A 14,971-nucleotide genomic window follows, 5' to 3' on the forward strand; every position below is an offset into this window, starting at 1 on the left:
CTGGCTGGTGCTGCCGCTATCTACCTGCGCAAGCGTGGTCTAGAAAGCTAAGCCAAACAGGTCAAATCAGGAAGGGTCTAGTTCCCTTTAGATAGTGTTGAGGCCGGTGTGAGAGGATTCCCTCCCACACCGGCCTCAACACTACAAATCCCTGCAGAGGTGAAAGTAGAAGCATCTGCCGCTGAAAATCAGACACAATGGTGTGCAGTGTCACTGCCGTATTCGTGTCTATCAGGTGACAAGTAAAATCAGGTTTGTTAAATTGTGAGAAGCCAAAGACCGTTGGTCTCCCATCACCGGATGGGAAGAAAACCAGAAATGGAACCAGCGCAGGTGAGATACAAGCGTTTACCGCCCTGTGCCTTCCTGTGCATGGGGCGTTTTTTGTTGGACCAGCGGCTACGACCGGAAGGAGGGCCATGGCGAGGCCTGACAAAGTAGCAGCAGTTGAGAAGCTGACGGAACTATTCCGTTCTTCCAGCGCAGTACTGCTCACTGAGTACCGCGGTCTAAGCGTCGGCCAGATGAAAGATCTGCGCCGCAGCTTGGGCGAGAACGCGACATACACCGTGGCTAAAAACACGCTCGCAGCCATCGCCGCTCGCGAAGCTGGGATGGAATTCCTAGCAGAGGACCTGACCGGACCGACCGCACTAGCGTTCGTCACCGGTGAGCCCGTTGAAGCTGCTAAGGCACTGCGTGATTTTGCCAAAGATAACAAGGCACTAGTCGTCAAGTCTGGTGCAATGGACGGAGCAGCTCTCTCAGCTGACGCCGTTAAGAAGCTTGCCGATCTCGAGTCCCGTGAGGTCCTGCTAGCCAAGGCTGCAGGCGCCATGAAGGGCAAGATGATGCAGGCTGCATACATGTTCAATGCGCCGGCTACCAAGGCCGTTCGCACTATGGACGCCCTGCGCGAAAAGCAGGAAAAAGCTGCCTGATACCTCAGGCGCAAACCCCAATAATCGCTGCTGATCAAGCAGGAAAACATTCAGGAAGGAATTGCCAACATGGCTAAGCTATCCAAAGAAGAGCTCATCGAAGCTTTCAAGGAAATGACCCTCATCGAACTATCCGACTTCGTTAAGGAATTCGAAGAGGTATTCGACGTCGAGGCTGCTGCCCCGGCCGCCGTTGCCGTTGCTGCCGGCCCCGCCGCAGCTGAAGAAGCTGGCGAAGAAAAGACCGAATTCGACGTCGTCCTCGAATCCGCTGGCGAAAAGAAGATCGGTGTCATCAAGGCCGTCCGCGCCCTGACCTCACTGGGTCTGAAGGAAGCCAAGGAACTCGTTGAAGGTGCACCCAAGCCCGTCCTCGAAGGCGTTGCCAAGGAAGAGGCCGAAAAGGCTAAGGCTGCTATCGAAGAAGCAGGCGGCAAGGTCACCCTTAAGTGATTTCGCCGCAGCTAGACAAATAGCTGCATAAAGTGGTGGGGTGCGACATTTGGTCGCACCCCACCATTGCTATATCCACTGTGTGGAAGCAACAGCGAGTGGCGACGAGTCTCTCTCACAAACCGGTTAGCGGCGTTACAATAAGAAGACTAATTAGACTCTGAATCCGCCCACCATAACGAAGGGTGCTAAAGACATGGCTCAACTTGAAAACACGCCTCTCCTCTCAGCTGCGGATGCCGTTCAGGCCTGCAGGCAGTTCTGGTCCACTCAGTGGGGTGGGGGAGATCAATATGAGGTCGCGCAGCAAAGCCGTACCATCAAAACCGACTACCGGATGAGCCTCGCCCAAGTATTCGGTGACAGCAAGTTGATGGGGGAACTAGAAGAGTTCTCCGTGGAGGCTGTTCACCCTCAGGACTGGGAAACCCTACAAGACTACGTTCACACCCGTCAGGATGGGGAAATAAAGAATACCTACTACTCCATGCTGGCACACAACAGCGGCATGCTGGATGGTGGAAATATTCTCCGTCCCGGCAATCACCTGCTCTACCGTCCCATCCCAGAATCCCTCTCCGTGCGTGCACCAGAAACCTCTATGCCGATGCTGCGGGATAATTCAGATATCAAAATGGTTCTGTTGCTGATTAACCCGGGTGTTCAGCAAGGTCTCGGAGACGACCTGCAAAGCGGGGCTTCGACCCGTAACGCCCGCGCTTTCTTGCTCCAGCAGCAACGGCTTAAGGCCCTATACGCTGCCGGTCTTGCGCAGGCTGGGGGAAACTATCAACTGGAATGGGAAAGCCCCCTCGAACTCGCCCCGACTGACATTATCGTTGATCCGACGAACCCGGAAAAAATTCAGGCTCGCTGGCTCAAAATCCTCGGCATTGAAGCACACAATGTACTACGCTTGGAACTTTTCCCGTACCGCTACATCAATTCGATGCAGGTGCCAGACCTAGCTTCGAAGATGCACAGCGAAGGACTCTTCCTGCCGTCGCAGGCGCAAGTTATGCAGATTCTGCGTGCTCTCCTGGCTGATGATGAGCAGCGGATGTATGTCGGTCACGGCTTATTCCGCTGGCTGCAGGCCGCGAAGCGTGCCCTCGAACCCGAACTATACGACAAGCTCAAACGCAACCTCTACGCGACTTCCTCGAAGCGCCCCTACTCAAGCCTCGGGAAGCTAACCGCAAACTACCAAGGTTAATCAGGCAAAAGCCTAAAACGTAGACAAGAATCAGCCCACGCTAGTGAAACGAAGCCTGGCGGCTCGCCACCAACGTGGGCTGATTCTTGATTTAGGCTGATTCTTCCTTTAGAGAGTGCCGCCGGCGCGGTTCAACAAGCTAGCAAAAGCACCAGAGCCACCCGCCAGCTCAGCCGGTATGCCGGACTCCACCACTTCGCCGCGTTCCATGACGTGAACCTTCTGGACCCCGTCCAGCTCACTCACCCGGTGGGTAATCTCCAAGATTGTGGCGTCCCCAAGGTAATTGCGTACCGCTCGGCGAACCTGCTGCGCCAAAGTGTCATTCAGGTGAGCGGTAGCCTCATCCAGAATTAAAGCACGCGGATGCTGCAGCAAAGCCCGTGCCAGACCGAAGCGCTGACGCTGACCGCCAGAGACAGCCTCGCCACCCTCGCCCATCTTAGTGTCCAAACCATCAGGCATCTGACGGATCTCATCCGCAATCTGTGCGACCTCAAGGACCTCCCAGAGCTGCTCATCAGTGGCATCGGGCGCGGCCAAACGAAGGTTATTAGCAATCGTGTCATTAAACATGTGGGTGCGCTGAGACAGATACACCACCGCGGCGCGCAAGGAAGCTACCTCAATCCCGGAAGCATCCTTTTCCGCAACCATAATGGCACCCTCGGCGGGATCTTCGTAGCGGGCAAATAAGGTAGCCAAAGTAGATTTGCCGCAACCCGTCGCGCCCACCAAGGCATGCCACTGGCCAGCCGGAACCTCCAGCGAAACGTGACGCAAAGCCTCATGCTTGCTGCCACTGGGGTCAACATAAGCGTAGGAAACGTCCTGCGCGGCGAGAGCCACAGCGCCGGAGCCGGACAACTCCTCGCCGCCGGCAGGAGGGACCGGCTCACCCTGCGCCAGCTCGCGCAGGCGTGCAGCCGAAGCAAAAGATTGGCTGATAAAAGTAGAGAAATCCTCCACGCCACGGACCGCCTCCCAGCCGCGCATCCCTCCCGCAACAGTGGCCAGAAGGGCAGGAATGGTAAGTGTCCCGGCATTGACCTGGCCGGCCCCGACGACCAGCAAGACCGCAGCCATCGCCAGCATCGTGCCGAAAGTAATCGCCCGGCGCACACCATAGAGAGTGTGCAGGCGACGGGTATCGACCAACAGACGGCTATTCAAATCATTGAGACGTCCGCGCATAATGTCAGTTAAGCCGTATCCGGCAATCTCATCATGTCCGTGGATAATGTCGGAAGCCTGATTCACAATCTCAGAGCGGGTCCGTAAAATCCTGCCAGAGCTGGCGGTCGCATTCATGCCACCCACAATAATCAACAAGACCAAGGCCAGCACATACATGCCCAGCAAAATCAAAGCTAAACTACCTGCCTCCAGCCACCAGGCCAGCACAGCGGACAGAATCGGAACCGCAATCGCTGACATCATCGGGGCAAAAGTATGGGCATAGAAGACCTCAATCCGGTCAATATCGCGGGTCAGCCGTGACAGCAGATCGCCCGTGCGAGCATGCCGTGAAATCGCGGGCGCCTGCGGGTAGAGCTTCTCGTAAGCGAAGCGACGCAACAGCTCCAAAGCCTTGAATGCAACGAAATGCCCGGTGAACTGCTCCAGGTAACGTAAAAAGGCTTTCACCAAGGCTAGTCCGGCGATAATCCCCAGCACAGTCAGCCAGCTATGTCCGGGCTGCCCGGTGGTGAATAAGCCAACCTGCCAGCCGGCGTAAGCCAGCATGACGACACCTAGCATCTGGTCGGCAATACGGGCGAGGCTGGAGATCGCCAGGGGAGCGACCACGGGACGCGTCAGCGACAGCATCCAAGCGGTCAACGTGAAGATGGAGGCGGGTTTTTGCTCGTTGCGGCTCATGCGTTATTCTCCTCAGTGGCAGCGAAATCGCTGCCAGTGCTCAAGGTATTGACCTGAAGTTTCTTCACTTCCAGGATCTGATCAGCGCTGGGTAGTAGCCCGTGGCGGTGCGTCACCATAATCATGGTCCGATCGTTTCCAATCTCACCCAAAGCCTGGGAAATCAGGGCCTCGGAATGAAGATCAACCGCGGAGGTTGGCTCGTCCATCAGCAGCAGGTGGCGCCGAGAAAGCAGGGCGCGGGCAATCGAAATGCGCTGCGCTTGACCACCGGAAAGACCGTAGCCGCGTTCACCCACAACCGTGTCCAGTCCGTTCGGCAGGCTCCGAATCTCATCACCCACGTGGGCAGTGTCTAGGGCCTGCCACATTTCTTCCTCGGTTGCGTCGGGAGCGACGAGGGCGAGGTTGTCTGCAACCGTGCCGGCGAACAACCAGGTCCGCTGTGCGACCACCGCACTGTGTGAGCGAAGCTGTTGTGCGGTGAGGGGCTTATCATTGAGGAAGATCTGCCCCTCGGCGGGGGTCAAGCTGCCCTGTACCAGTTTCAGCAGGGTAGATTTACCCTGACCGGAGGGCCCCACAATCGCAATATGTTGACCGGACTTAACCTCCAAATCAGCATGCTTTAAAACATCTAGTTCACCGTAGCTGAAAGAGACGTTTTTCAGGGCCACCGCAGGGGCTGAATCAATCGAAATATTCTCTGACTCTGTGGGCTGCTCGGGCGTAACTTCCTCGGCGCTGAGATAGCGGTTAATCGCACGCTGGGAGGCCATCCCACCCATGCCGACGTAGAAGAAAGCGCCAACTTGATCAATCGGTTCGATCAAGAAGATGGACATAAGTACCAAAGTCGCTCCCGCGCCCACCGTAATTGCGCCGCTGTCAATGCGGATGACCGCCATAATCGCGGCTGCCGCCACAATAAACATGGAGAAAGAAATATCAATCACGAACAGGACTAACTGGTTTTTCGAAAGTAGCCGCATGATCGAGAGGCGGTTGACTTCGCCCTGTGCGGCAAGCTTTTGACCGACCCGCTGGGAAGCGCCCAGTAGCTGTAGGGTGTCCATGCCCTCAATCGCGTCAAGGTAGGCGGCAGCCAGCTCGTTGCGGGCTCGCCGTGAGTTGCTGGACACTTTCTTCAGGACCAGCATGAAGCCGCGTACCAGAATTGGGATTAGCGGGATGGAGATAAAGATAACGAGGGCGCTCACCCAGTCAATCACCACTGCAATCCAGAGCAGTGTTAGTACCGGAATCGCGAGGGCGGCGCCAATCTGCGGAATGAAAGTCTGGCGGTAGAGTGTTAGACGCTCCACGCCGTCATTCATCAGGTTGATCTGGGAACCCAGTCGATCCTCGCCCTCGGTCTGAGGGGAGAGCGGCTTTACCATGGAAGTGTCAGCGAGGACGGAGCGGACGCGATTCTCGGCACGAACCGCTGAACGGTTTGACATCCACACGCGTAGACCGGCGGCAGTGCTGGCAATCAGGCCGGAAATTATCAGGGGAATAATTAGGGAGCGGGTAACGGGCAGGCCCGCGTAGGCGGTATCAATTACTAGGCCCAGAAGCGTGAGCATCCAAGCGGCGCCAACTACGGAAATGCCGCCCACCAGGATAGCCATCTGGTTATCAAGCTTGTCCTGCTTCGTTGCTATCGCCGGATGCTGAGCTGTATTCTCTTTGTTTTTACGCCGGGACTGCTGCCGGAATCGACTCTGCATTAGTGAGTTCTCCATAATCTTTATGACGTTGTGTCGCCATATTATGTGTTGGGAAGAAAAAAGTCGCGCCCAGCGTTCATAAATGTGACACACTGTTCTAGCAGTGAAAATGTGTTCTTAATAAGGTAAACCATACCGGCAGAAACGTGTCCTTAATAACAACTTGTAGACCTTTATCCCCATTGCAAGGATTGTCTAGAAAGGATACTATGGAAAGTCGTGCAACTATCGTCCGAGGTGGATTGTACCCAGATGTCTATTAAGTAGCGCAGGGCATTGGATGGGCAATATCAGATAGGGACTTGCTGCACGCGCGCGAACCACCGCTAGCAGGGAAGGAAACCCTTTGACTGCACAGAGTAATTCTGCCGCAAACAAGTCTGAGCGTCTTTCATTCGCGAAGTTGCGTGAGCCGTTGGAGGCTCCCAACCTATTGGACGTACAGATTCAAAGCTTCGATTGGTTGCTGGGACGCGAGGCCTGGCAGGCACGTGTTGAAGAAGCCAAAGAAAAGGGTGGCAGCTCCGCCATCCCGGAGATTTCAGGGCTAAAGGAAATCTTCGACGAAATTTCACCGATTGAAGACTTCGGTCAGACCATGTCGCTGTCTTTTTCAGAGTTCACCTTTGAAGACCCCAAGCTGACCCCTGACGAATGTCGCCTCAAAGACAAGACCTACTCGGCCCCGCTATACGTGACCGCAGAGTTCATCAACTACAACACCTCTGAGATTAAGTCTCAGACCGTGTTCATGGGAGATTTCCCATTGATGACCAGCCGCGGCACCTTCATTATTAACGGTACCGAGCGTGTAGTTGTTTCACAGCTAGTCCGCTCACCCGGCGTTTACTTCGAACGCGGCGCAGACCGGACCTCCGATAAGGACATTTTCTCCACCAAGATTATTCCCTCCCGTGGTGCTTGGCTGGAGCTAGAGATCGACAAGCGTGACGCTGTCTCTGTGCGTGTTGACCGCAAGCGCAAGCAGCCGATCACTCACTTCCTGCGCGCCCTCGGCCTGACCGAGTCGCAGATTCGTGAAGAGTTCGCTGACTACCCGATCTTGCTGGCCGGCTTGGAAAATGACAATGTCAAGAGCGAGGACGAGGCCCTCGTCGACCTGTACAAGAAGCTACGTCCCGGCGAACCCGCCTCCGTGGAAGCTGGTCGCAACCTCATCCATAACTTCTACTTCGCACCCAAGCGCTACGACTTGGCGAAAGTAGGCCGCTACAAGATTAACCAGAAGCTGGGCTTAGCCGCTGAACTAACTGAGTCCACTCTGCGGGTTGAAGACATTATCGTCACCACCAAGTACCTCCTTGCCCTCCACAAGGGTGAAGAGTTCTTGACCGTGAACGTAGATGGCAACGAAACCAAGGTTCGCGTGGAAGCTGACGATATCGATCACTTCGGTAACCGTCGTATCCGCGCCGTGGGTGAGCTCATCCAAGGGCAGATCCGCACCGGCCTTGCCCGGATGGAACGTGTCGTGCGTGAGCGCATGACCACGCAGGACACTGAAGCGATCACTCCGCAGTCCCTGATTAACATTCGTCCCGTGGTTGCCTCCATTAAGGAGTTCTTCGGAACCTCTCAGTTGAGCCAGTTCATGGACCAGAACAACCCCTTGGCCGGATTGACCCACAAGCGTCGTCTTTCCGCCCTCGGCCCCGGTGGTCTGTCCCGTGACCGCGCCGGCATGGAAGTCCGTGACGTCCACCCCACTCACTACGGTCGTATGTGTCCGATTGAAACCCCGGAAGGCCCGAACATTGGTCTGATTGGTTCACTCGCCACCTTCGCCCGCATCAACCCCTTCGGTTTCGTGGAAACCCCGTACCGTGTCGTCAAGAACGGCCAGGTGACCGATGAGGTCCACTACCTGACCGCAACCGAGGAAGACCGCAAGGTCATTGCGCAGGCTTCTGCGCAGCTGACCGAGGACTTCCACTTCGCTGAAGACATGGTGCTGTGCCGTCTCGCCGGCTCCGATCCCGCCCTGTTCCCCGCTGAAGAAGTGGACTACATGGATGTTTCGGCCCGCCAGATGGTGTCCGTCGGTACCGCCATGATTCCGTTCCTTGAGCACGACGACGCTAACCGCGCCTTGATGGGCGCGAACATGCAGCGTCAGGCCGTGCCTTTGCTGGAGCCGGAAGCTCCGCTCGTAGGTACCGGCATGGAACGCCGCGCCGCTGTCGACGCAGGTGACGTTATCGTCGCCTACAACGCCGGTGTGGTTGAATCCGTGAGCGCCGACTACGTCACCATCATGACTGACGAGGGCGAACGTGACTACTACTACATGGAGAAGTTCGAACGCTCCAACCAGGGTAACTGCACTAACCACCGCGTTGTCGTTGATGTCAACCAGCGCGTTGAGGTGGGCGACCTGATTGCTGACGGTCCCGCGACCGATGGTGGCGAACTGGCATTGGGTAAGAACCTGCTGGTTGCCTTCATGCCGTGGGAAGGCTTGAACTACGAGGACGCGATCATCTTGTCGCGTCGCATGGTTCAGGACGATACCCTCACCTCCATTCACATTGAAGAGCATGAGATTGACGCCCGCGAAACCAAGCTGGGTGACGAAGAGATTACTCGCGACATTCCTAACGTGTCCGAGGAAGCTCTCTCACACTTGGATGAGCGCGGCATCATCCGTATCGGTGCTGAGGTTCACGCCGGTGACATCCTCGTCGGTAAGGTTACCCCGAAGGGTGAAACTGAACTCAACTCTGAAGAGCGTCTCCTGCGTGCCATTTTCGGTGAGAAGGCCCGCGAAGTTCGCGACACCTCACTGCGTGTCCCGCACGGTGAGTCCGGCATCGTTATCGGTGTCCAGGAACAAGATGATGCTGATGACCTAGCTCCCGGCGTGCGTCAGCGCGTCCGCGTGTTCATCGCGCAGCGTCGTAAGATCACCATTGGTGACAAGATGGCTGGTCGCCACGGTAACAAGGGTGTGGTCTCCAAGGTCCTGCCGATTGAAGATATGCCGTTCCTAGAGGACGGAACTCCGGTCGACATTATCCTGAACCCCCTCGGCGTGCCGGGACGTATGAACGTCGGTCAGGTGCTGGAACTGCACCTCGGCTGGATTGCCGCACAGGGATGGGATGTCACCGAAGCAGTGAAGGCTGCTGAAGAGTGGACCAAGCAGCTCCCCGAGGGCGCACACAAGGCTGAACCTGGCACTCGCGTTGCGACCCCGGTCTTCGATGGCGTCCATGATGATGAACTCTTGGGCATGCTTGATCACACTTTGCCGAACCGTGACGGTGAGCGCATGGTGAACAGTCTGGGCAAGGCTCGTTTGTTCGATGGTCGTTCTGGTGAACCGTACCCGTACCCGATTTCTGTCGGCTACATGTACATGCTGAAGCTGCACCACTTGGTGGATGACAAGATTCACGCACGTTCCACCGGCCCGTACTCCATGATTACGCAGCAGCCCTTGGGTGGTAAAGCCCAGTTCGGTGGCCAGCGTTTCGGTGAAATGGAAGTGTGGGCACTGGAAGCATACGGTGCCGCCTACGCGCTACAGGAGCTGCTGACGATTAAGTCTGATGACATCACCGGTCGTGTGAAGGTCTATGAGGCGATCGTTAAGGGTGAAGACATTCCGGAGCCGGGTATCCCCGAGTCCTTCCGGGTTTTGATCCAGGAAATGCGGTCACTGTGCCTGAACGTTGAAGCCCTAGACTTTGACGGTAACGCTATTGAGCTGAAAGACGAAGACGAGGATGGCCAGCGTGCCACCGAAGAGCTAGGCATCAACCTGGGCGTTCGCCCGGGTGGAGCCGCCAGCTCCGTCGACGAGATCTAGTCCGTTGTCATCCTCGGCATTTACGTGCCGAGGATGAGGACACCGGAACCGTGCTCAGCGAGCGGTAACGGATCGAGACAAAATCAACGCTGATCGGTGTAAAACATCAAGGAGTAACCTTGCTCGACGCCAACGTCTTCGACAAACTACATATTGGTCTGGCTACCTCAGAGGATATCCTGGCCTGGTCCCACGGTGAAGTAAAGAAACCTGAGACCATCAACTACCGTACCCTCAAACCAGAGAAGGGCGGCCTATTCTGTGAACGGATCTTCGGCCCCACCCGTGACTGGGAGTGTGCCTGTGGTAAATACAAGCGGGTCCGTTACAAGGGCATCGTTTGTGAGCGCTGCGGAGTGGAAGTAACCCGCTCCAAGGTGCGCCGTGAGCGCATGGGCCACATTCAGCTGGCCGCCCCGGTCACCCACATTTGGTACTTCAAGGGCGTGCCCTCACGTCTGGGTTACCTGCTTAATCTAGCTCCGAAGGACCTGGAAAAGGTCATCTACTTCGCTGCCTACATGATCACTGATGTTGATGAAGAAGGCCGCGCGGAAGATCTGCCCAACCTCGCTAAGGAACTAGAGCTGGAGCGTAAACAGGTCACCGCTGCTCGCGATCAGGCGATCGAAGAGCGCGCCATGAAACTGGAAAAGGACCTGCTGGAGCTGGAAAAAGAAGGCAGCAAGAAGGCTGCCTCCGACAAGCTGCAGAAGGCCGCTGAAAAGGATATGGCTGATATCCGTAAGCGCTTCGACGAAGATCTGGAATTTACAGATCAGGTCTGGGAGCGTTTCAAGTCTTTGAAGGTCGGCGACCTTGAAGGCCAGGATGCTGTCTTCCGTGAGATGCAGATGCGTTACGGCATCTACTTTGAGGGTTCAAAGGGTGCTGCTGCGGTCAAGAAGCGCCTCGAGAACTTCGACCTCGAAGCTGAAGCCGCTGAACTGCGCGAAATCATTGAGAACGGAACCGGCCAGCGCCGCACCCGTGCGCTCAAGCGCCTGAAGGTGGTAAACGCTTTCTTGCAGACCGGTACTTCTCCCGTCGGCATGGTCCTTGACTATGTTCCTGTGATTCCGCCGGACTTGCGTCCGATGGTGCAGTTGGACGGTGGCCGTTTCGCGACCTCCGACCTGAACGACCTGTACCGTCGCGTCATCAACCGTAATAACCGTCTCAAGCGCCTGCTGGACCTGAACGCGCCCGAAATCATTGTGGACAATGAGAAGCGGATGCTGCAGGAATCAGTTGACGCCCTGTTCGACAATGGTCGTCGTGGCCGTCCGGTGACCGGCCCCTCCAACCGCCCTCTGAAGTCCATTTCGGACATGCTCAAGGGCAAGCAGGGTCGTTTCCGTCAGAACCTACTGGGTAAGCGCGTGGACTACTCCGGTCGTTCCGTGATTGTGGTTGGCCCGCAGCTGAAACTGCACCAGTGTGGTCTGCCTAAGCAGATGGCTCTGGAACTCTTCAAGCCTTTCGTAATGAAGCGCCTCGAAGAGCGCAAGTATGCGCAGAACGTCAAAGCTGCTAAGCGCATGGTGGAACGCCAGCGTCCGCAGGTGTGGGACGTCCTCGATGAGGTCATCCGTGAGCACCCGGTTCTGCTGAACCGTGCACCTACCCTGCACCGCCTCGGCATTCAGGCTTTCGAGCCGCAACTGGTGGAAGGTAAAGCTATTCAGCTGCACCCGCTAGTTTGTACCGCCTTCAACGCCGACTTCGACGGCGACCAGATGGCTGTGCACTTGCCGCTGAGTGCTGAAGCTCAGGCGGAAGCCCGTATCCTGATGCTGTCTTCGAACAACATTTTGAAGCCCTCTGATGGCCGCCCGGTCACCATCCCGGCTCAGGATATGGTGATTGGTCTGTTCCATTTGACTTCCAACCCCGATCCGGCCCTTGAGGTTGAGGTCGATAAGGATGGTCAGCCGGTTCTGCCGATGTTCTCCTCCGTTGCGGAAGCCATCATGGCTTACGACGCGGGACACCTGCACCTAAACGCGACCTGCAAGATCAAGTTCGATTCTTTGGTACCGCCGCGTGACTGGGTTGCACCCGAAGGCTGGAACGAGGGCGACCCCGTCATCCTCGAAACCTCTCTGGGGCGCACCCTGTTCAATGACGCTCTGCCGGTAGAGTATCCCTTCGTGAACCATGAGGTCACTAAGAAGGAACTCGGTAAGATTGTTAATGATTTGGCTGAGCGTTACCCGAAAGCACTAGTGGCCGCATCCTTGGATGCTTTGAAGTCTGCTGGTTACGACTGGGCTCCGCGCTCCGGTATTACCATTGCCTTCACCGACGTCGTCGGCCCGAAGGACAAGCCGCAGATTCTGGCCAAGTATGAAGAGCGCGCCGCTAAGACCCAATCTGACTTTGAGCTCGGTTTGATTAAGGACGACGAACGTTACGTCGACTTGGTCAACATTTGGACCGAAGCAACCAATGAGGTTGCGGCAGCCATGCGTGAGAACTTCCCGGAGCGCAACACCGTTTACCGCATGGTTTACTCTGGTGCCCGTGGTAACTGGGATCAGATTCGTCAGATCGCCGGTATGCGTGGTCTGGTGTCTGACCCGAAGCAGAAGCTGATTGAGCGTCCGATTAAGTCAAACTACCGTGAAGGCCTGTCCGTGCTGGAGTACTTCATTGCTACTCACGGCGCCCGTAAGGGTCTAGCGGATACCGCTTTGCGTACCGCTGACTCCGGTTACTTGACCCGTCGTCTAGTTGACGTCTCCCAGGACGTCATCATTCGCGAAGAGGACTGCGGCACCCGCAAGGGCCTCGTCATGAACATCGGCGAAGAAAAGGACGGCAAGGTGGTTGAGCTCGATACCGTTGAGACCACCGCCTATGCGCGTACTCTGGCGAAAGACGTCACTAATGCTGCCGGTGAGGTCGTGGCACACGCCGGCCAGGATGTCGGTGACATTCTTATCGAGAAACTGATTAGTGAAGGCATCACCCAGATTTCAGTCCGTTCCGTGCTGACCTGTGAATCTGCAGTGGGTTGCTGTGCATCCTGTTACGGTCGCTCCCTCGCTACTGGTAAGCGTGTGGACATCGGTGAAGCCGTCGGCATTATCGCTGCCCAGTCCATTGGTGAGCCCGGTACTCAGCTGACCATGCGTACCTTCCACACTGGTGGTGTCGCCTCGGCAGCCGATATTACGCAGGGTCTACCTCGTGTTCAGGAGCTTTTCGAAGCCCGCACCCCGAAGGGTGAAGCTGAGATTGCTGAGGCCTCTGGCCGCATCAAGATCGATGATGACGACCCGGCAGCACGCCACGTCATCATTGTTCGCGATGACGGCGAAGAGGACGTAGTGATTCAGGTTTCCCGTCGTAAGGAACTACGCGTCAAGGAAGGCGATCATATTCAGGCTGGCGAGCAGCTCACTGAAGGTCGCGTAGACCCGAAGAAGCTGCTGCGGATTAAGGGCCAGAATGAGACTCAGCGCCAGCTGGTTGCTGAAGTTCAAGACGTGTACCGTTCCCAGGGCGTGGATATTCACTCCAAGCACATTGAAGTGATTGTCCGTCAGATGCTGCGTCGCGTCACCGTGATTGATTCTGGTGACACGAACCTGCTGCCTGGTGAGCTGGTCGATCAGGTCATGTACAAGCGTGAAAACAAGCGTGTCATGGCTGAGGGCCGCAAGCCGGCTTCGGCCCGTCCGGAACTGATGGGTATCACGAAGGCTTCACTGGCCACGGATTCATGGCTGTCGGCCGCGTCCTTCCAGGAGACCACTAAGGTCCTCACTGAGGCTGCGATGACCGGTAAGTCTGATCCGCTGCTGGGCCTGAAGGAAAACGTCATCCTCGGTAAGCTGATTCCGGCTGGTACTGGTCTGAAGCGCTACCAGGACGTGATTGTGGAACCGACTGAGGCGGCGATGGACGCCGTGGGCTTGACCCGCGCCGACTTGAAGCCTTCCGAAGCCATCGAGGAAGACAACTTCCTAGCCGGCTTTGATTTCGGGGCTGCTTTCTCTGAAGGATTCTGAGCTGCTCGACCGGAGCCGTCATGAGCGGCAAACGGTCGGTCACTGACTAAATAAATCTGGCGCCTCCCAAGCGGGAGGCGCCAGATTTATTTATCAAGCAGGGACAAAAACTTGCGGGTAGGTTTCCACAATCCCGCACAGAAAGTAGCGAATTGCTCGACTACTCGCAAGTGGCTATTGCCTACTTTAGGAGGCGACTGGTCACCAGCGTTGAGGCCGCACTTAACGCAATGAACAGTGCGACGGTAGCCCCAAGATTGTGAGAGACCGGGCTGTAGAAAGGAATCGTGAAAGCCAGTAGGGCGGAGGAGAAAAGAAAAGACAAATCGCGTTCTTGCCTGTCATTCCTTTGGAGGGTGTCGCAGATTCGAGCGAATTGTACTCCCACAAAAACTGCCCCGGCGAGATTTGCAATGATGCTGATTAAGAAGTACATAATTTAGCTCCCTCGAATAAGTGAATAGCAATTGCAGCGTTTTTAGCGCCGCCTGCCTTACGCACCGCAGCCGCAATTCCAATGATTGATTTCCAGATATTATCTCGCATGCAACTGCCCTTCTGGTAATCCAGTAAATCAGAGAGTATTACCCTTCATCGGGTAAATTGATACGAGTTGTCAATTCCCGCTTATGCGGGTATGCAATATTTCTGCAAATATGGCGTTGCGTTTGGGTAGTCGCTCCAACAGTTTCGTCATTTCAACCATGAAATCAAGAATGTTGCATTGACAGCGTTGAGTGTCGCATAGTTGTCTGACTTTGTCAAGGACTTTGTTATTTGTGGCAATTGTATATTTCACTAGAGTGATGGGAAACGAACAATCCCGATTTATAAGCCTGTTAAAGACCATGCGTAATGGGTGGCTGTGATCAGTCAATTGTGCTAGAACGTGAGTG

8 protein-coding genes are annotated in these 14,971 nt (G+C 55.9%); 5 read left to right on the forward strand and 3 right to left on the reverse strand.

The features are described from left to right. Positions 1-419: 419 nt before the first annotated feature. From rplJ to BM477_RS07600, 3 genes are all read left to right on the forward strand, one after another. Positions 420-941 (forward strand): 50S ribosomal protein L10, encoded by a 522-nt coding sequence (gene rplJ, locus BM477_RS07590; RefSeq protein WP_075362068.1) that lies wholly within the window; start codon positions 420-422, stop codon positions 939-941. A gap of 69 nt (positions 942-1,010) precedes the next feature. Further along, positions 1,011-1,394: a 50S ribosomal protein L7/L12 gene (rplL, locus tag BM477_RS07595; RefSeq protein WP_075362069.1), complete on the forward strand. Its 384-nt coding sequence runs from the start codon at positions 1,011-1,013 to the stop codon at positions 1,392-1,394. Between the two features lie 196 nt (positions 1,395-1,590). Beyond that, positions 1,591-2,610, forward strand: a complete 1,020-nt coding sequence (locus BM477_RS07600) for a hypothetical protein (RefSeq protein WP_075362070.1) — start codon at positions 1,591-1,593, stop codon at positions 2,608-2,610. Positions 2,611-2,718: 108 nt separating this feature from the next. On the opposite strand, the gene BM477_RS07605 is transcribed toward BM477_RS07600, so the two are convergent. Both BM477_RS07605 and BM477_RS07610 read right to left on the reverse strand, forming a co-directional pair. After that, complete coding sequence (locus BM477_RS07605; RefSeq protein WP_075362071.1) at positions 2,719-4,491, reverse strand: amino acid ABC transporter ATP-binding/permease protein; 1,773 nt, start codon at positions 4,489-4,491, stop codon at positions 2,719-2,721. Next, a complete protein-coding gene (locus BM477_RS07610) occupies positions 4,488-6,224 on the reverse strand; it encodes an ABC transporter ATP-binding protein/permease (RefSeq protein ID WP_075362072.1) in 1,737 nt (578 codons plus the stop codon). The genes BM477_RS07605 and BM477_RS07610 overlap by 4 nt, the downstream gene beginning before the upstream one ends. Before the next feature lie 346 nt (positions 6,225-6,570). Here BM477_RS07610 and rpoB point away from each other — a divergent pair, with 346 nt between their 5' ends. Together rpoB and BM477_RS07620 are read left to right on the forward strand one after the other, a co-directional pair. After that, on the forward strand, positions 6,571-10,056 hold the full coding sequence (gene rpoB / locus BM477_RS07615) for a DNA-directed RNA polymerase subunit beta (protein WP_075362073.1): 3,486 nt from the start codon (positions 6,571-6,573) through the stop codon (positions 10,054-10,056). A 119-nt stretch (positions 10,057-10,175) separates the two neighbouring features. Next, positions 10,176-14,075 carry a DNA-directed RNA polymerase subunit beta' gene (locus BM477_RS07620; protein ID WP_075362074.1) on the forward strand — a complete coding sequence of 1,300 codons (3,900 nt, stop codon included), beginning with the start codon at positions 10,176-10,178 and terminating at the stop codon, positions 14,073-14,075. A gap of 181 nt (positions 14,076-14,256) precedes the next feature. Here the strand turns inward: BM477_RS07620 and BM477_RS07625 are convergent, their stop codons facing one another. After that, entirely contained in the window at positions 14,257-14,511 is a 255-nt protein-coding gene (locus BM477_RS07625) for a hypothetical protein (RefSeq protein ID WP_075362075.1), read from the reverse strand. Positions 14,512-14,971 lie beyond the last annotated feature (460 nt).

The sequence above is a fragment of the Boudabousia marimammalium genome, assembly GCF_001936115.1.
GTDB lineage: Bacteria > Actinomycetota > Actinomycetes > Actinomycetales > Actinomycetaceae > Boudabousia > Boudabousia marimammalium.

What these genes read in the sequence shown, in the direction of transcription:
- rplJ (WP_075362068.1), top strand. Translation starts at nt 420, where the DNA reads ATGGCGAGGCCTGACAAAGTAGCAGCAGTTGAGAAGCTGACGGAACTA.
- rplL (WP_075362069.1), top strand. Translation starts at nt 1,011, where the DNA reads ATGGCTAAGCTATCCAAAGAAGAGCTCATCGAAGCTTTCAAGGAAATG.
- BM477_RS07600 (WP_075362070.1), top strand. Translation starts at nt 1,591, where the DNA reads ATGGCTCAACTTGAAAACACGCCTCTCCTCTCAGCTGCGGATGCCGTT.
- BM477_RS07605 (WP_075362071.1), bottom strand. Translation starts at nt 4,491, where the DNA reads ATGAGCCGCAACGAGCAAAAACCCGCCTCCATCTTCACGTTGACCGCT.
- BM477_RS07610 (WP_075362072.1), bottom strand. Translation starts at nt 6,224, where the DNA reads ATGCAGAGTCGATTCCGGCAGCAGTCCCGGCGTAAAAACAAAGAGAAT.
- BM477_RS07625 (WP_075362075.1), bottom strand. Translation starts at nt 14,511, where the DNA reads ATGTACTTCTTAATCAGCATCATTGCAAATCTCGCCGGGGCAGTTTTT.